The sequence below is a fragment of the Nocardia sp. NPDC059154 genome (genome assembly GCF_042755705.1).
Taxonomy (GTDB): Bacteria; Actinomycetota; Actinomycetes; order Mycobacteriales; family Mycobacteriaceae; genus Nocardia.
In genome coordinates, this window is record NZ_JBHZCS010000047.1 from 1 (window position 1) to 16,220 (window position 16,220).

17 protein-coding genes are annotated in these 16,220 nt (G+C 69.3%); 4 read left to right on the forward strand and 13 right to left on the reverse strand.

Annotation, left to right across the window (positions count from 1 at the left end; genetic code table 11):
- Window positions 1-428: 428 nt before the first annotated feature.
- The 3 genes from tyrS to ACFXN1_RS33145 form a co-directional block, all read right to left on the reverse strand.
- Window positions 429-1,709, reverse strand: coding sequence for a tyrosine--tRNA ligase (gene tyrS, locus ACFXN1_RS33135; RefSeq protein WP_379402687.1), 1,281 nt, complete (start codon window positions 1,707-1,709; stop codon window positions 429-431).
- Between the two features lie 216 nt (window positions 1,710-1,925).
- A complete protein-coding gene (locus ACFXN1_RS33140) occupies window positions 1,926-2,354 on the reverse strand; it encodes a DoxX family protein (protein WP_379441802.1) in 429 nt (142 codons plus the stop codon).
- Window positions 2,355-2,458: 104 nt separating this feature from the next.
- On the reverse strand, window positions 2,459-3,133 hold the full coding sequence (locus ACFXN1_RS33145; protein WP_379441848.1) for a FadR/GntR family transcriptional regulator: 675 nt from the start codon (window positions 3,131-3,133) through the stop codon (window positions 2,459-2,461).
- 214 nt (window positions 3,134-3,347) lie between these two features.
- Between ACFXN1_RS33145 and ACFXN1_RS33150 the strand changes: the two genes are divergently transcribed.
- A complete protein-coding gene (locus tag ACFXN1_RS33150) occupies window positions 3,348-4,955 on the forward strand; it encodes a 2-isopropylmalate synthase (protein WP_379441849.1) in 1,608 nt (535 codons plus the stop codon).
- A gap of 6 nt (window positions 4,956-4,961) precedes the next feature.
- On the opposite strand, the gene ACFXN1_RS33155 is transcribed toward ACFXN1_RS33150, so the two are convergent.
- The 5 genes from ACFXN1_RS33155 to ACFXN1_RS33175 form a co-directional block, all read right to left on the reverse strand.
- Window positions 4,962-5,537, reverse strand: coding sequence for a Clp protease N-terminal domain-containing protein (locus ACFXN1_RS33155; protein ID WP_379441804.1), 576 nt, complete (start codon window positions 5,535-5,537; stop codon window positions 4,962-4,964).
- A gap of 112 nt (window positions 5,538-5,649) precedes the next feature.
- Window positions 5,650-6,273, reverse strand: a complete 624-nt coding sequence (locus ACFXN1_RS33160) for a DNA-3-methyladenine glycosylase (protein ID WP_379402690.1) — start codon at window positions 6,271-6,273, stop codon at window positions 5,650-5,652.
- Between the two features lie 91 nt (window positions 6,274-6,364).
- Window positions 6,365-6,658 carry a DUF3761 domain-containing protein gene (locus ACFXN1_RS33165; RefSeq protein ID WP_379441805.1) on the reverse strand — a complete coding sequence of 98 codons (294 nt, stop codon included), beginning with the start codon at window positions 6,656-6,658 and terminating at the stop codon, window positions 6,365-6,367.
- A gap of 122 nt (window positions 6,659-6,780) precedes the next feature.
- Complete coding sequence (locus ACFXN1_RS33170) at window positions 6,781-7,704, reverse strand: RNA polymerase sigma-70 factor (protein WP_379441807.1); 924 nt, start codon at window positions 7,702-7,704, stop codon at window positions 6,781-6,783.
- Window positions 7,705-7,824: 120 nt separating this feature from the next.
- The gene (locus ACFXN1_RS33175; protein WP_379441808.1) at window positions 7,825-9,012 is read right to left on the reverse strand and encodes an NAD(P)/FAD-dependent oxidoreductase; all 1,188 of its coding nucleotides are present in this window, start codon (window positions 9,010-9,012) and stop codon (window positions 7,825-7,827) included.
- Between the two features lie 179 nt (window positions 9,013-9,191).
- Between ACFXN1_RS33175 and ACFXN1_RS33180 the strand changes: the two genes are divergently transcribed.
- A complete protein-coding gene (locus tag ACFXN1_RS33180) occupies window positions 9,192-9,911 on the forward strand; it encodes a DsbA family oxidoreductase (protein ID WP_379402694.1) in 720 nt (239 codons plus the stop codon).
- A gap of 6 nt (window positions 9,912-9,917) precedes the next feature.
- Here ACFXN1_RS33180 and ACFXN1_RS33185 read toward each other — a convergent pair whose 3' ends face one another.
- The gene (locus ACFXN1_RS33185; protein WP_379441810.1) at window positions 9,918-11,126 is read right to left on the reverse strand and encodes a low temperature requirement protein A; all 1,209 of its coding nucleotides are present in this window, start codon (window positions 11,124-11,126) and stop codon (window positions 9,918-9,920) included.
- A gap of 285 nt (window positions 11,127-11,411) precedes the next feature.
- Here ACFXN1_RS33185 and ACFXN1_RS33190 point away from each other — a divergent pair, with 285 nt between their 5' ends.
- Together ACFXN1_RS33190 and ACFXN1_RS33195 are read left to right on the forward strand one after the other, a co-directional pair.
- Window positions 11,412-12,125, forward strand: a complete 714-nt coding sequence (locus ACFXN1_RS33190) for a response regulator transcription factor (protein WP_379402696.1) — start codon at window positions 11,412-11,414, stop codon at window positions 12,123-12,125.
- A complete protein-coding gene (locus ACFXN1_RS33195; protein ID WP_379441811.1) occupies window positions 12,115-13,146 on the forward strand; it encodes a sensor histidine kinase in 1,032 nt (343 codons plus the stop codon). Before ACFXN1_RS33190 ends, ACFXN1_RS33195 begins: the two co-directional genes overlap by 11 nt.
- Here the strand turns inward: ACFXN1_RS33195 and ACFXN1_RS33200 are convergent.
- Genes ACFXN1_RS33200 through ACFXN1_RS33215 form a run of 4 tightly spaced genes read right to left on the reverse strand, consistent with a single transcriptional unit; the run spans window position 13,073 to window position 16,183 of the window.
- Window positions 13,073-13,528, reverse strand: a complete 456-nt coding sequence (locus tag ACFXN1_RS33200) for a hypothetical protein (protein WP_379441813.1) — start codon at window positions 13,526-13,528, stop codon at window positions 13,073-13,075. The two genes, ACFXN1_RS33195 and ACFXN1_RS33200, sit on opposite strands and share 74 nt — an antisense overlap.
- Window positions 13,525-14,772, reverse strand: coding sequence for a molybdopterin-dependent oxidoreductase (locus ACFXN1_RS33205; RefSeq protein WP_379441814.1), 1,248 nt, complete (start codon window positions 14,770-14,772; stop codon window positions 13,525-13,527). Before ACFXN1_RS33205 ends, ACFXN1_RS33200 begins: the two co-directional genes overlap by 4 nt.
- Window positions 14,773-14,831: 59 nt before the next feature.
- On the reverse strand, window positions 14,832-15,521 hold the full coding sequence (locus ACFXN1_RS33210; protein WP_379441816.1) for a DUF2064 domain-containing protein: 690 nt from the start codon (window positions 15,519-15,521) through the stop codon (window positions 14,832-14,834).
- A complete protein-coding gene (locus tag ACFXN1_RS33215) occupies window positions 15,518-16,183 on the reverse strand; it encodes a glycosyltransferase family 2 protein (RefSeq protein WP_379441817.1) in 666 nt (221 codons plus the stop codon). Before ACFXN1_RS33215 ends, ACFXN1_RS33210 begins: the two co-directional genes overlap by 4 nt.
- Between the last annotated feature and the right edge of the window lie 37 nt (window positions 16,184-16,220).

The window sequence follows — 16,220 nt, forward strand, 5'->3', positions numbered from 1 at the left end:
GGAACCAAATAAAATATTTGGCACTGACATTCATCGACACACTATTGAGTTCTCAAAGAACACACGCACAAGCAATCGATCCAAAGTTGATTGGATATCCTGCGAGGCAACTTTTCCAGCCTAGCCGCGAGCCTCCGCAGAGTCAAGGGCCAATTTTCTGGCTGGCGTGTTCATGTCCGGCGCTCCTCGTCCAACCTCGTATCCGCTTCCGATGATTTCCAGCCTCTGAGCTGGGCGTTTCGGTCCCGGTCGGTGTCCGTGTCGCTCTGACCTGGACTAAGTTACGCGGCGGATAACGCGAGGTCAAATCCGCTGGTCGCGGAGTCGTTTGTGCTGGTAAACGGGCTGCTGACCGGGGCGATCGGCGACCTGGGCCACTGGTTTGTGACCCAGGTCATTTCGATCTTGTTTCGGTATCGGCGAACCAGTCAGTCGGCCGCGCGGCGTACGCCGGCGAAGTTCTTCTTGCCGCGACGCAGCACCAGCCAGCGTCCGTGCAGGTAGTCGGCGTCGGACGGGGTCCACTCCGGATCGGACACCTTCTCGTTGTTCACCGCGGCGCCGCCCTCGTTGACCGCGCGGCGGGCCGCACTGCGGCCTTCGCACAGACCCGAGTCGACCAGCAGATCCACGATGGTGGAGGTTCCCGTCGCCTCGGCCACCTTGCCGTCGACCGCGGATTCGGCCAGGGCCGCCGACAGCGTCGACTCGTCGAGCTCGCGCAGATCGCCGCGGCCGAACAGGGCCTGGCTGGCCAGCTGCACCGCATGGGTGTTCGCCTCGCCGTGTACGAGCGTGGTCATCTCGGCGGCCAGTCGCTTCTGGGCCTCACGGGCGAAGGGCCGCTCCGCGGTCGCCTTCTCGAGCTCGTCGAGTTCCTCGCGGGAGAGGAAGGTGAACCAGCGCAGGTAGCGGACCACGTCGGCGTCGGCGGTGTTCACGAAGTACTGGTACCAGGCGTAGGGGCTGGTCATCTCAGGGTCCAGCCAGAGGCTGCCGCCGCCGGTGGACTTGCCGAACTTCTTGCCGTCGGCCGAGGTCACCAGCGGGACGGTGAGGGCGTGCACGTGCTCGCCGTCGACCCGGCGGTTGAGCTCCACGCCCGCGATGATGTTGCCCCACTGGTCGGAACCGCCGACCTGCAGCGTGCAGCCGTATTCGCGGCGCAGCTGCAGGAAGTCGTTGGCCTGCAACAGCATGTAGCTGAACTCGGTGTAGGACATGCCGTCCGACTCCAGCCGGCGCTTGACGGTGTCGCGGGCCAGCATGACGTTCACCGAGAAGTGCTTGCCGATGTCCCGCAGGAACGAGACCGTGCTCAGCGACCCGGTCCAGTCCATGTTGTTGGCGATGATCGCCGCGTTCGGGCCGTCCAGATCCACGAAGCGCTGCAGCTGGGAGCGGATACGGCCGGCCCATTCGGCGACCGTGTCGGTGGAGTTCATCGTGCGCTCGCCGACGTCGCGAGGGTCGCCGATGAGACCGGTCGCGCCACCGGCCAGCACGATCGGGCGGTGGCCGGCGCGCTGGAAGCGCTTGAGCGCAAGCAGGGGAACCAGGTGTCCGGCGTGCAGGCTGGCCGCGGTCGGGTCGAACCCGGCATAGAGGGTGATCGGGGCCTTGGCCGCGGCCGCACGCAGGGCGTCCAGGTCGGTGGACTGCGCGATCAACCCGCGCCAGGTCAGTTCATCGATGATGTCGCCGCTCACGGTCCCTATCTTTCCATTCCGCCTCTCCGCGACTTTTTCGCCCGGCCTTGGTGCCGTCGCCGGTACTGCATGCGGCCACCGGTGGAGAGCCAAGACAATTTTGGCCGTCCCCGACGAGTTACCCCGGTCGCAACGAAATCAGTTGTCGCGTGACATACGAGGAAACCCGTCGCCGAGTCTCGTCGGCGACGGGCAGGGGTCGAGCGATTGTTCGGGTCACTTCACCAGGTTGGTGAAGGTGGAGAAGGAGGCGCGGCGCTCGTAGGCGATCCAGGCGAAGACGCCGACCAGGACGAGCGGGAAGACCGCCAGGGCCGGGGAGCCGAGGACGAAGGCCTGGGTGGCGGCGGCGCACACCATGGTGATGGACAGGCCCGCGGCAGCGGGACCGTTCAGGCGGGCGACCAGCAGGCCGATGCCGCCGGATACCTCGACCAGTCCGGTGAAGTAGCGGAACCAGTCGCCCCAGCCGATCTGGTGGAAGACGCGGACGGCGTCGGCCTGGCCCGCGAACTTCGGCAGGCCGGAGGCGACGATGAAGAACAGGCCGAGCACGATCTGCAGGGTCCACAGCACGCGGTTGCGGAGCTTGCTCGGGGTGGCGGTGGCGGTGGCGACGGTCGGGGTGGCGGCGATGGCGGTCATGTCGAATGTCCTTCCGGGGCTTGTCGGTTCGGTGTCGAACTCGCTTGCTCACTAGGACGGGGGCCGTCGCGGAAACTCATCGCCGCTCGGGAGAATTTTTTTGGCTATGGCTCGAAGGCGGCCCTGAGCGCGGTCAGGTGGACACGGCTGGCGGTCGCGGCGGCCTCGGGATCGCGCGCGCGGATGGCGTCGTAGAGGTGCTCGTGCGCGTGGTGGTCGGTGGCCGGATCGCGCATGGGGCGGATGCGGAGCATGTCGATCATGGCGTGGCGCGAGCGCGGGACGAAGGCATTGAACAGCTCGAGCAGGATGTCGTTGTGGGCGGCGGCCACGACCGTGCGGTGGAAGGCGGTGTCGGCGTCGACCAATCCCTCGACGGAATCGCCGCTTTCGGCGCGGGCGGCCAGGGCGCGGAGCATGGCGCGCAGGTCGGCGGGGGTGCGGCGGCGGGCGGCCAGGGCGGCGCCCTCGGCCTCGATGGCGATGCGGGCCTCGATGACGGTGACGATGTCCGAGCGGCGCAGCACCGTGTCCCAGTCCTCGGCGACATCCAGGGCGGTGACGAAAACTCCAGCGCCCTGGCGGCTTTCGAGCACGCCCTTACCCGCGAGTTCACGAATGGCCTCGCGGAGCGTCGAGCGGCCGACGCCGAGCTGGGCGGCGAGCGTGGTCTCGCCGGGGAGGCGGTGGCCCAGCTGCCACTCCCCCGCGCGAATTCGCGAGAGCAGGACCTCGGCAGCCTGGGCGGCGAGCGGATGCCTCTGTACCTGCGCCACTATTGCTCGGCCTCTCTACTTGTCTGAGGAGTGAATCCCCTCTAGTCTAGTCCACATGCTTCTGGGTGCCCTGCTTCTCCTTCACCGCCGCGGCGGGGTCTGACCGACCGGCACCCCGCTAGCGGGCTCGCTGTGCTGCGCCGGTCACCTCCTCCGACGCGAAAGCGAATCTCCCGTGAGCACTCCCCCGAGCTGGAATCGTCAGCAGCCGTCCGTCATGCCCTCGCATCGGTATCGCGATGTGTACCAACGGGTTTCGGTGCCGCTGACCGAACGTTCCTGGCCCGCCAACCGGATCACGACCGCACCGCTGTGGGTGCCGGTGGATCTGCGCGACGGCAATCAGGCCCTGGCCGAGCCGATGGATCCCGACCGCAAGCGGCGGTTCTTCGAACTGCTGGTGGCCATGGGCTACAAGGAGATCGAGGTCGGCTATCCGAGCGCCTCGCAGACCGACTTCGATTTCGTGCGGTTGATCGGGGCCGAGCGGCTGGCTCCCGAGGACGTCACCATCGTCGTCTTCACCCCCGCGCGCCGGGATCTGATCGAGCGGACCGTGGAATCGGTGCGCGGCATTCCCAACGATGTAGTCATCCACATGTACACCGCCACCGCGCCCACCTGGCGGAATGTGGTGCTGGGCAAGACCCGTGACGAGCTGGCCGAGCTGATCACGGCCGGCGGGCGCGATGTGCTGGAACTGGCCGGGGACATGCCGAATGTCCGGTTCCAGTTCTCGCCCGAGGTGTTCATGCTGACCGAACCGGATTTCGTGCTGGAGGTCTGCGACCGCATGACGACCCTGTGGGACGCCACGCCCGAGCGGCCGGTGACGCTGAACCTGCCCGCGACGGTCGAGGTGGCGACGCCGAATGTGTACGCCGATCAGATCGAGTACATGCACCGGAATCTGGCGCGGCGCGACAGTGTGATCCTGTCGGTGCATCCGCACAATGACCGCGGCACCGGGATCGCGTGCGCGGAGTTGGCGGTGCTGGCCGGGGCACAGCGGGTCGAGGGGTGCGTGTTCGGCAACGGGGAGCGCACGGGCAATGTGGATCTGGCGACGCTGGCATTGAATCTGCATGCGCAGGGCGTGGATCCGATGATCGACTTCTCCGATATCGACCAGGTGCGGCGGACCGTGGAGTACTGCACGCGGCTGCCGGTGCACGAACGCCATCCCTACGCCGGTGATCTGGTGTACACGGCGTATTCGGGGACGCATCAGGACGCGATCAAGAAGGGGTTCGCCGAGCATCGCGAGCGGGCGGCCCGGCTGGGGCGGCCCGAACGCGAAATCGACTGGGAGGTACCGTATCTGCCCATCGATCCCGCCGACGTCGGCCGCTCCTACGACGCGGTGATCCGGGTCAATTCGCAGTCCGGCAAGGGCGGGATTGCGTACCTGCTGGAGACCGAGTACGGCCTGGAGTTGCCGCGCCGCCTGCAGATCGACTTCGCCCGCCACGTGCAGCACCACACCGACCGGACCGGGACCGAGGTGTCGGCGCGGACGCTGTGGCAGCTGTTCACCGCGACCTACGCGGGGGGCCCGGCCGATTCGGGCATCCCCGCCGATGCGACGGTCGAGGACGCCATCGGTCTGCTGGGCCGGCGTGGGTTCTCGGTCGAGGTGTTGTCGGTGACGCATCAGAGCGTGGACCGCGCCGGAGTCGATCCGGCCGTCGCCTACCTGGAGTACCGGACGGACGGTGGCGTGGCCTGGGCCTTCGGTACCGGTGAAACCTCCGCCCGCGCCACGGTTTCCGCAGTGCTGGCGGCCGGGGAGCGAGCCGCCCGGGCGGTACCGCTGAGCGTGTAGCCGGAGCTACCCGATGATGTCGCCGAGGACGGTCCCGGTGCCGGGGCCGTCCAGGCGGCGTTCGAGTTCGGCCACCCGGTGTTCGAGTTCGGTGATGCGCCGGCGGAGTTCGGCTTCGGCCGAGGGCACGCCGGTCGGGCCGGGGCTCGCGGCCATGCGGGCGTCGATCCGGTCGCGGAGGTCGTCGGCCGTGGCGCCCTCGCTGATGAGGACCTGGGCGGCCACGCCGGAGCCCTCGGCGACCAGGGCCAGCAGCAGGTGTTCGGGGCCGATGTAGTTGTGCTGCAGGCGCATTGCCTCGCGCAGCGACATCTCCAGCACCTTCTTCGAGCGGGGTGTGAAGGGAATGTGCCCGGCGGGGCCACCATTCTCCTGGACGCCGACCGCCTGGTTCACCCGTTCGCGGAGGCCGGACAGGTCCAGGCCCACGTCCGCGAGGGCCTGCCCCGCGATCGGATCACCGCCGTGCAGGACGCCGAGCAGCAGGTGTTCGGTGCCTATCCAGTCGTGCCCGAGCAGGCGGGCCTCCTCCTGGGCCAGCACGATGGCGCGGCGGGCAGTGTCGGTGAACCGTTCGAACATGGGCTATTCCACCTAGGGTGAGCGGTCGATTCGTCCACCGTAGTCCTCCGGTCCGCCCGCCGATACGGACTCCGGTGCGCCGCATCCCGCCCGGCGCGCGGACCGATCCGGACTAGGCGGAACGATCCAGCTTGGGAGCGCGCGGGCTGCGGCGGTAGGTCGACACCGCCGGGGAATCCGGCAGCCACAGGCGCCACGGACGGTCGGCGGCCAGGCTCACCCCGACCCGGGGACCGGCGGATACGGCAGCGGGATCGGTGATCTCGGGGCCGAGTTCCAAGCGAATCGGCGCGTCCGGGTCGAAGAGGTGAGTTCCGTAGTCGTCCAGGCGAATTCCGAGGGCGCTGCCGACATTGCCGGGGCCACGGGCCAGGTCGGCGTCGGTTTTGGCGGCGGGGCGGCGGGTGCGGGCGAGATCGTGGCCCGCGATGATCTCCCCGGCCCGGACGAGGACGGCACTGGCGACGCCGTCGGAACCGCTGGTGACGTTCACACAGGTGTGCATGCCGTAGCTGAAGTAGACGTACAGCACGCCGGGCGGGCCGAACATGACCGCGTTGCGTGGGGTGCGGCCGCGGCCGGAGTGGGCGGCCGGGTCGGGCCACGGGCCGGCGGGGTCGCTTCCGTAGGCCTCGGCCTCGACGATGCGCAGGCCCACCGGCCCGGACCAGAGCGTGCTGCCGAGCAGGCGCCGCGCGGCGCACAGTGGTTCGACGGCAAGCTCTTCGGCACTCACGCCGACCTATTGTTCCGCACGGCCGTCCCGCCCGGAGTGCCGGGACGGCCGTGCGGGGCCGGTTACCGCGTGGCCGGAGCCGAAGCGGTGCTCAGAGCCAGGCCGCGACGCCGCCGTGGTGCGAGCAGGTGCCGCTGCGGTGCTGGCTGAAGCTGTAGGTGCCGTCCTTGCAGCGGGCGGTAGCCCCGTCCGGGACCGTGGGAGACTGCTCCGGGCGCGGCACGCAGGCGCCGCTCACATTCTCGTATTCGCTGGCAGCGCAGGCGGTGTGGAGCACCGGCGCGGCGACCGCGGGACCGGCGAGCGCGCTGCTCGCACCGATGAAGGCCGCGGCGGCCCAGGGCAGAATGTGTAGCGCCGCACGGCGCTTGGTATAGCCGATCATTACGAATTCCCTTGCAGAGTAGCGGTGTCGAAACGGGAGCGGATGCCCCCGACGAGCGCCGAACAGTACGGGACCGCTATCGCCGCGACGCCGGATTCCTGTCGACCGACCGATTCGGCGACCTATTCGCCGCCACCCTGTTGCTGAATACCGGCCAGTTTGTCCGGATTCACCTGGAAGCGAATGTTTTCGATGTGACCATCGCGAATGTCGTAGGTCAGAGCACCCACACGGTAGTCGCCGATCATGGCCAGCACGCCGAGTTCGCCATTGATGTAGGCGGATTCGAGGCGGATGCCCGCGCTGATCGGTTTGGCCATGGCGCCGAGCATCCAGCGAGCCACATGGTCGGGACCGTAGAGCGGGCGGCGGGCGGCGGTGACCTTGCCGCCACCGTCGTTCCACAGCGTCACGTCGGGGGCCAGCAGTTCCATGAGCGCGTTGACATCTCCGCCCTGGGCCGCGGCCATGAACTTCTCGGTGACCTCCGAGCGGATCGAGACATCGGTGTCGAAGCGCGGGCGGCGCGAGTGCACGTGGGAGCGGGCGCGATGCGAGATCTGGCGGACGGTGGCCTCGGGGCGGTCCAGGAAACCGGCGATCTCGGCATGCGAATAGCCGAAGACCTCGCGCAGCACGAAGACCGCGCGCTCGACCGGGCTCAGGGTTTCGAGGACGACCAGCATGGCGGTCGACACGGTGTCGGCCATCTCGGTCTCCTCTGCGGCGTCGGCCGTGCTGGTGAGCAGGGGTTCGGGCAGCCACGGCCCGACATAGGTCTCGCGGGTGGCGCGTGCCGAGGTGAGGCGGTTGAGCGCCAGATTGGTGACGGTGCGGACCAGATAGGACTTGGGGTGGGTGACCGTGTCCCGGTCCACCTCGTGCCATTTGATCCAGGCGTCCTGCAGGATGTCCTCGGCGTCGGTGACGGTGCCGAGCATCTGGTACGCGGTGCCGAACAGCAGCCGGCGGTGGGCGACGAAGGGATCGATCGAATCGTCCTGCCGGGCAGCGGGTACGGGCTGGTCGGGCGTGTGGTCCTGCATGGGACTCATACCTACCGGGTCTTGTGAAATGAATCCATCGGCGGGCCGGGATATCGCATCGATATCCCGGCTACCTGGGCGGACGCGAACCGGAGAGACGTTCGGGTCGTTTCGATGATCTCAGCATGCGATCGCGCGGGTGGCGCCGCCGCCGTTGGCGAACTGCACCTGCATGTTCATGTGCTTGCTCATCTTGTACACCGGCACCGGGCTACCGCTGACCTGCTCCTTGTAGGCGACGGCGGCGCGGCCCTTCAGGTACCAGCGGCGCGGGGTGTCGTCGGCCTTGGTGAACTGGATGACCGCGTCCCTGCGGCCCAGGCTCACCGGCTGGTGAATGTAGCCGAATCGGAAGGGCTTCACGGTCTTTCCGCGCAGCCGGCGGGCCAGGCTGTCGGCGGCGTAGGCGGCGGTGGGCATCCCGCTCTGGCAGGTGCCGTGCAGGACGCCGAAGGGCATGCGCACCGCGGCGGCGTCGCCGATGGGCAGGATCTCCGGGTGCGAGACCGAGCGCAGGGTGGTGTCGGTGACGATCAATCCGCGCTCGTCCACGGCGATTCCGGCCTGGGCGGCCAGCGGCGACACCTTCACGCCCGCGGTCCACAGGGTCAGGTCCGAGGCGATCAGGTCGCCGGTGGTCAGGCGCACGGCATCGGGCAGCACCTTGGCGACCTGCACACCGACCTTGCGGACGATGCCGAGCCGGTCCAGGGCGCGGTTCAGGTGCGCGCGGGCCTTGTCGCCCATCATGTGGCCGGGTTCCTGGGCGCTGATCAGGGTGACGGTCAGGCCCGGGTGCGATTCGGCGATCTCGGTGGCCGCCTCGATACCGGTCAGACCGCCGCCGACCACGGTGACAGTGCCTGCGGCAGCGGCGATTTCGGTGAGCCGGTGCGAGCAGCGGCGGGCCCGGCGCGGATCGTTGAGGGTCCAGGCGTGGTGGTCGGCGCCGGGCACGATCGAGGTGTCGGTGGTGCTGCCGAGGGCGTAGATCAGGGTGTCGTAGGGCAGATCGGTGGCGTCGTCGAGGGTGACGACGCGGGCCTCGGCGTCGATGGCGACGGCGGCCGCGCGGTGGAAGACCACACCCGAACCGGCCAGCAGCTCGGGGATGCGGTGGTCGGCCAGTTCCTGCCCGGCGGCGATCTGGTGCATGCGCAGCCGCTCGGTGAAGCGCTCCGAGGGGTTCACCAGTGTGATGTGGGCGTCCAGCTTGCGGGTGCGGCGGGCCAGGCGAATGGCGGCCAGCATGCCGGTGTAGCCGGCGCCGAGGACGACGATTCGGTGAGTGTTGGTGGTGGCGTTCATGGTCGGCTCCGTGGGGCTCGTTCCTGCTGGGTCGGGCATGAGACAGGACAGCCCCGCGGAACGTGACAACCCGCCATTGTGAACTGGGTCACAGTGGAACATTCGGGCCCGGTCGCCGGTTGGCAGGGGGGTGGCCGGACCATCCGGCCTGCGGAAACAGCGTCGGAGTGTGAGGTGTGATGGCCGTACAGGTCGAGATCTGGACCGATATCAACTGCCCGTTCTGCTATCTGGGCAAGCGTCGTTTCGAGGAGGCGCTGGAGGCGTTCCCGCATCGGGATGCCGTGTCGGTGGTGCACCGGTCCTTCGAGCTGGACCCGACGCTGCCCCGGGATCACAGCGACGCGGTGGTGCCGCACATCGCGGAGAAGTACGGCATCAGCGAGGCGCAGGCCGCCGCCAATGAGCGCGGCATCGGGGCGCAGGCCGAGGCGGTCGGGCTGCCGTACCTGACCTCGGGACGGGACTTCGGCAACAGCTTCGACATGCATCGGCTGCTGCACTTCGCGCTCGAGAAGGGCAAGCAGGAGCAGCTGCTGGATGCCTTGTACGCGGCCAACTTCGCCGAGGAGGAACCGCTTTTCGGAGATACCGAACGGCTGGTTCGGGTCGCGGTGTCGGCCGGATTCGACGAGGCCGCCGTACGCGAGGTGCTCGCGGCCCCCGAGGCCTACGCCGATGCGGTGCGTGCCGACGAGGCCGAGGCCGCCCAGCTGGGCGCGCGTGGCGTGCCGTTCTTCGTGCTCGACCGCAAGTACGGGGTGTCGGGCGCGCAGCCGTCGGAGGTGTTCGCGCAGGCGCTGGAACGGGCCTGGAGCGATCACGCGCCGGAGCTCGAGATCGTCGCGGACGGCGAGGCCTGCGGTCCCGACGGTTGCGCGCTGCCGCAACGGGATTGAGCGCGGCTAGCGATCGCCGTCGCGAATGATCCGGTGCCCGAACCCCGAGATGTCCTGCAGGTACGCGCTGCGCTCCCCGGATCGGAGTCGGAGCAGGTCGTCGGCGATCACGAAGCCGTAGGCGACCAGCATCAGGACCACGAGCTGTCCCCATGCCACCCAGGCGATCCCGATCGGCGCGGTGGCCAGGACGGCGATCGCGGCGATGAATCGCAGGCCCGGGTGGGGAAGACCGAGGGCCAGCCGGAACAGGCACTGGCCCAGGAGGAACAGGGCCACGCCACCCGAAAGCGCCAGTGCTGCGGCCGTATTGGCGGGCTGGTTGCCGTGCGCGATGGTCATGGAGATGCCGGCCGCGGTCAGGATGATGCCGAGCACCAGCACGAACAGTGAATAGCCGTAGGCGAGCACGGCGGCGCGGACGCGCGCGTCGCCTCGCAGTGCCCGCAGCCGGTGCTCGCCGCGCTCGTCGTCGAAGCCGAAATAGGCCCACCACAGCACATATCCGAGGGTGAGGCCGAGGCCCGCGGTCGCGACCAGGCCGACGGTGAGGTCCATACCGGTCAGGTTCGCGCCGATGGCCACCACCGATTCGCCCAGCGCGATGATCACGACCAAACCGTGGCGTTCGCAGAAATGGCTGGGGCGGATGATGAATCCCTCGGTGCGGGCCAGGTACGGCGAGACCACCTGCACCGCGACCGCGATCATCCACAGCACGGCGCGCACCCAGCCCTCGGCGATGCCGCCCGCCAGCACCAGCGCCGCGGACACGGCATTGAGCGGCGCGAGACGCAGGATCGCGGAGCTCGCCCCCCGGCTGCCCGACCTCGCGAACATGACGCTGTGCACCGTGTTGATCACGAAGTACCCGAGCCCGAAGGCCAGCCCCGAACCCTGGAACGCACTCGGAATCGCGAGGGCGATGATGAAGAAACCGAACATGCCGATGAGCAGGAACGTGCGGCGCGACGAATTGCTCGGGGCGACCTCATTGGTGAGGAAGACATACCCGCCGTACATCCACCAGATGATGGCGAACATGAGCGCCACATGCCCCAGCTCGGACCACCCGGGATGGTGGGTGAAGGCGTGGGCGAGCTGGGTGATGGTGAAGACGAAGACGAGGTCGAAGAACAGTTCCAGGGTCGAGGCCCGGACCTGTCCGCCTTCCGCTTCGACCTCGCCGGCCGGGCCGGACATATCGCTGGTCACGTCCAGAGCGTAGAGCTGCCCGGCTCAGGCCGCCGCCTGCGCCCGGCCGCCCTCCCGACGATCCCGCGCTCGGTGCGCTCAGCACCGCGCCGGCCAGGCGATCGGCCGCCCCGATACCGTGACCGCGGCGACCACACGGAGCTCGGCGGGTGCGGGGTCCATGGTTCGACGGTAGGTCCGCAGGGCCGTTGGAGCCGGTCAGCGGTGGTGACGAAACTGTGACGGCGACTGCGGGAATGGCTCGGACCAGGTGATTCGCGGTTCGGCGCCGCCTAGGGTGGGGAGATGCGGATTCTGGTGGCGGATGACGATCCCGTGGTGCGCGAGGTGGTGCGGCGGTATCTTGAGCGGGACGGGCTCGAGGTGGTCGAGACCGCGGACGGGCCTGCCACCGCAGCCGTGCTGGCCCGGAACGAGATCGACCTGGCGGTGCTGGATGTGATGATGCCGGCGCCGGATGGGATCGATCTGACGCGGGCTGTGCGGGCGGGGGCGCATCCGGAGACACCGATCATTCTGCTGACCGCGCTCGGCGAGGAGGACGATCGGGTGGTCGGGTTGCAGGCGGGGGCGGACGACTACGTGACCAAGCCGTTCAGTCCGCGCGAGCTGGCGCTGCGGGTGGCGTCGGTGCTGCGGCGCGCGCATCCGCAGCCGGTGGCCGACGAGGTGCTGCGCGGGGACGGGGTGGAGTTGAACCGGGCGGCGCGGACCGTGGTGGCGGGTGGAACGCCGGTCGAATTGACCGCGCGCGAATTCGATCTGCTGGCCTTCCTGCTGGCGCACCAGCGGCGCGTCTTCAGCCGGCAGGAATTGCTGGCCGAGGTGTGGGGCTGGAACTTCGGCGACCTGTCCACGGTCACCGTGCACGTGAAGCGGTTGCGCGCCAAACTGGGCGCCGCACATCGGATCGAAACGGTGTGGGGTCGCGGATATGCCTGGGGCCGAGCCGATCTCGGTACCGATCCGGGAACCGAGGAGGTGTCCGGTGCCGACTGATACGCCCGGGCTGATCGGGTACGCGCTGGCCGGCACGCTGCCGGTGGTGGTGATCGGCGCACTGCTGCTGCGCTACACCCGCAATCGCGCGATGACCACGAGCATGGCCGTGCTGGTGCTGATTCCGACGCTGGCCACGCTGTGCGGGGTGGTGGCGGTGAGCGGGCTCATGTTCGGGGCCGAATTCGAGCGCACGGCAGTGGTATTGGCCGTCGTCACCGCTGTCACGGTGCCCGCGGCGATTCTGCTCGGCCGCGAGCAGGCCCGCGCCACGGTGTGGGAGCGCGAGATGCTCGAGCAGGAGCGCGCGGCGGAACGGTCGCGGCGCGAGCTGGTGGCCTGGGTCAGCCACGATCTGCGCACCCCGCTGGCGGGGATTCGCGCCATGGGCGAGGCGCTGCAGGACGGTGTGGTGTCGCGTCCTGAGGATGTGCAGCGATACGCGGACCAGATTGTGCGCGAGACGAATCGGCTCTCCGCGATGGTGGACGACCTGTTCGAGATGTCGAAGATCAATTCGGGGGCGCTGCGGCTGCAGATGGAGCCGGTCGATCTGCGCGAGCTCATCGACGAGGTGCTGGCGGCCAACCGGCCGACGGCGGACCGCGCCCGGATCACCCTGGCCGCAACGCAACCCGAGGACAAGATCGTGGTGGCGGGCAGCGATCGGGCGCTGGGCCGGGTACTGACCAACCTGGTCGCCAATGCCATCGCGCACACCCCGCCCGGCGGGCGCATCGATATCTCGGCGGGTGCCGACGACGGGCACGCCTGGACCCGGGTCGACGACACCGGGCCCGGCATCTCCGAGGCCGATCTGCCGCGCATCTTCGAGGTCGCGTACCGCGGCAGCTCCGCCCGCTCCCCCGGCGCGGCCGAACTCGGCAGCAGCAGCGGCATGGGATTGGCCATTGCCGCCGGGCTGGTGGCGGCACACCACGGGGACATCACCGCGCAGAATCGTTCCGACGGTGCGCGATTCGAGGTCCGGCTGCCACTGCTGACCACCGCCGGGCGGTGAACAGCAGGTAGGCGGCCACCCCCGCCCAGACCACGGCGAGCGCGACCAGCAGGCCGACCGTGTAGTCACGGTTGAGGATGGTGGCGTTGCCGGGGACCGCGCCCTCACGGCCGAACACCGGGACGGCAATGAGGATCAGGGCCAGGCTGATGAACGCGCCCACGGCGTAGGCGGGCCACCAGCGGGCGGGGAGCACGAGGCGGCCGAGCGCGCCGGCGAGGGCCGCGGCCGGGCCGAAGACCAGGTTCTCGGCGAGGATGACGCCGATGAACCAGATCGCGACCGAGTGCAGGTCCGGGGTGCTCATCTTCAACAGCAGTTCGACGCCGTACACGGCCAGGCCGATGCCCAGCGCGCCCAGCAGGATTCGGGTGATCGTCACGGCAGTTCCTCGATCGATTTCAGCCATTTGGTCTGCAGGACGCCCGGGCGGCTGGGTGCGATGAGGCGGCAGGGGTAACCGTGGTCGAGGGCCAGGTCTTCGCCATCGAGGCGCAGGGCGATCAGCGTGGCGGCATCCACCACGTGGGTACGGGGCAGGACGGACGAACCGTAGATGCCGGTCGTCTCCAGGGACACGAAACGTACGTCGCCACCCCCGTATTCGCCCACCCGGGCCAGTAGGTCGCGCAGGCGGACACCGGACCAGTGGCCCTGCGCGCTCCAGCCCTCGACGCAGGCGATGGGCAGTGCGCTGTCGGTCTGCGGCAGGGCCTCCAGGTCGGCGCGGGAGAAACTGTGTTCGCGGCCACCGACTTTCACCGTCAGCGCGTACTGCGGTGAGCGGGCGGTCTCGGCAACTCCAGCGGCTGTCGCAGTCCGGTTGATCGGAACACCCTGCGGGCCTTCGCCACTGCGTGGCGCGAGCAGGGAGACCCAGCGCAGGAACGGGATCGACTGCCCCGCCACCGCCAGGCCCGCCACGACCGTGCCCAGCCCGGCCGCGGCGAGCACCGCGCGCCGCGAAACACCCGGCTGCGCGCGTTCCGATTCTCCGGTCTGGTCGGCATCCGGGACAGGATTGTCGATCGGCCGCGAAAGCGCCTGCCGCACAACGGGAAGCTTGACCGCCATATGCACCAGGACCGCACCGAAGGCCACGTACGCCATGGCGTGATGCGTGGTGGTGAAGAAGAACTTCCACGGGTAGAACTGCGCGGTATTGAACAGCCCGGTCACGATCTCGAACAGCACCGCGCCGATCAGCACTGCCACCGAAAGCCGCTCCAGCGCGTCCGGAAGTCCCCGCCGCAACGCCGGTTTGATGAAGAACCGCGGATACACCGACCAGAACTTCACCAGCAGCAGCGGGATCATCATGACCCCGACCGTCACGTGCGTGCCCTGCGTGAGCCGGTACAGCCACACCGGATGCGCGGGCCACCAGAACCAGTCCGGCGGATGCTGGATCAGGTGGCTGATCAGGCCGGTCACGAACAGGATGGTGAGGCCGACGCCGAGGGCAATGCCCGTCCGCGCGACCACGGCCGTGGAGCGGGCGGGACTCAGCCGATCGGAAAGCGCGACCGGCAGCAACAGTTGGAGCGCCCCGGCCGCTTCTCCCCCGGGTTGGACTGGCCCACCGGGCAGTGCGGGTTTATCGGGCGGTGCGGTGGGTTCTGACATGGCGTCCGCGGCGGGGTCGGTTCGGGCGTCCGCCGCGGGCTCCTTTCCAAGCTCGAATCTCAGAGTGGGGCGGGGGTTTTCGCGGTCACCAGGTCGGCGACGGCGCATTTGAAGCGGCCGCGGGACACGGCCGCCACGGAGACGGCGTCGGCATAGCTGTCCACATCGGTGAGGGTGGGGAGGGAGTGGACTCGGAATCCACTGTGGCGCAGGGCTGTTGCGGTGAGCTCGCCGGTCCGGGCGGTCGACATGGGGATGTCGGTGAGCAGCTGCGCCGGGCGCGGCTCGGGGAGACCGAGGGCCCACCAGCCGCCGTCCGCCGCGGGGCCGAGGACCGTATCGCCGGTGGCCACCAGGCGCGCGGCCGAGCGGTTCAGCAGGTCGGCGTCGACCTGCGGGGTGTCCATGCCGATCTGCAGCACCGGGACACCGAACTCGGCGGCATCGACGTGGGCGTTGGCGAGGCGCTCGCCGAAGCTGTCGCCGCGCTGCGGCACCACGGTCACCTCGCGCAGGGCGGCGGCCAGTTCGACCGAACGCTCGGCGCGATCGAGGTCGCCGGTCCAGGCCACGACGCTGTGCCGGATGCCGCTCTCGCGCACCGCGTCCAGCGTGTCGAGCAGGGCGCAGGCCGCCAGGTAGGCGGCGTCCACCGGCGAGAACGGCGGTGTGAGACGGGTTTTGGCGAACCCGGGGATGGGCGATTTGGCCACCACGAGCATGGTGGCGGGGACATCGGTCGGATTCATCGCACGCTCCAGAAGTCTCGGGCGGCACGCACGGTGCCGAGCCAGGAACCGGAGACCTTGGACTCGCCGTGAGTCCGCGGCCGATAGGTGATGTCGCGCTCCAGCACCAGCCAGCCCGCGCGGGCCGCACCGGTGAGCAGGGCCAGTGGATAGCCGGAGCGGGCGTGCAGGTGGCCGAGCGCCTGCAGGCGTTCGCGGCGGGCCACCCGCATGGCGGCGATATCGTGCACCGGCAGGCCGTAGCGGCGCCGCAACCGGAAGGCGAAGGCCCAGTTGCCGATTCGCGCATGCAGGGGTTGCGCACCGGGTACCGCCGCGCGGCGGCGGCCGACCACCATGTCGACGCCGGGGCCGAATTCGGCCACCAGCCGCGGAAGTTCGCCGGGATCGAGGGAGCCGTCGCCGTCCAGGACGGCGACCAGGTCGGTGTGGGCGGCGTCGACGCCGGCGTGCACGGCGCTGCCGTAGCCGGGAGTCGATTCGGTCACCACGGTCGCTCCGGCGGCACGCGCGACCTCGGCGGTGCCGTCGGTGGAGCCGTTGTCCACCACGATCACCCGGTAGCCCACCGGAATTGCTGACAGTACGCCGGGAAGCGCTTCCGCTTCGTCCCGGCACGGGATCACCACCGTGACCCCGGGTACGGAGTCCAACTCGGTCATGGCCTCGACCGTACGGCCAATCGGGGTTTTCCGACCC

Excerpts from the sequence above, each read along its gene's own strand:
- ACFXN1_RS33140 (WP_379441802.1), bottom strand. The coding sequence starts at position 2,354 with ATGACCGCCATCGCCGCCACCCCGACCGTCGCCACCGCCACCGCCACC.
- ACFXN1_RS33150 (WP_379441849.1), top strand. The coding sequence starts at position 3,348 with ATGCCCTCGCATCGGTATCGCGATGTGTACCAACGGGTTTCGGTGCCG.
- ACFXN1_RS33155 (WP_379441804.1), bottom strand. The coding sequence starts at position 5,537 with ATGTTCGAACGGTTCACCGACACTGCCCGCCGCGCCATCGTGCTGGCC.
- ACFXN1_RS33165 (WP_379441805.1), bottom strand. The coding sequence starts at position 6,658 with ATGATCGGCTATACCAAGCGCCGTGCGGCGCTACACATTCTGCCCTGG.
- ACFXN1_RS33170 (WP_379441807.1), bottom strand. The coding sequence starts at position 7,704 with ATGCAGGACCACACGCCCGACCAGCCCGTACCCGCTGCCCGGCAGGAC.
- ACFXN1_RS33175 (WP_379441808.1), bottom strand. The coding sequence starts at position 9,012 with ATGAACGCCACCACCAACACTCACCGAATCGTCGTCCTCGGCGCCGGC.
- ACFXN1_RS33180 (WP_379402694.1), top strand. The coding sequence starts at position 9,192 with ATGGCCGTACAGGTCGAGATCTGGACCGATATCAACTGCCCGTTCTGC.
- ACFXN1_RS33190 (WP_379402696.1), top strand. The coding sequence starts at position 11,412 with ATGCGGATTCTGGTGGCGGATGACGATCCCGTGGTGCGCGAGGTGGTG.
- ACFXN1_RS33205 (WP_379441814.1), bottom strand. The coding sequence starts at position 14,772 with ATGTCAGAACCCACCGCACCGCCCGATAAACCCGCACTGCCCGGTGGG.
- ACFXN1_RS33210 (WP_379441816.1), bottom strand. The coding sequence starts at position 15,521 with ATGAATCCGACCGATGTCCCCGCCACCATGCTCGTGGTGGCCAAATCG.
- ACFXN1_RS33215 (WP_379441817.1), bottom strand. The coding sequence starts at position 16,183 with ATGACCGAGTTGGACTCCGTACCCGGGGTCACGGTGGTGATCCCGTGC.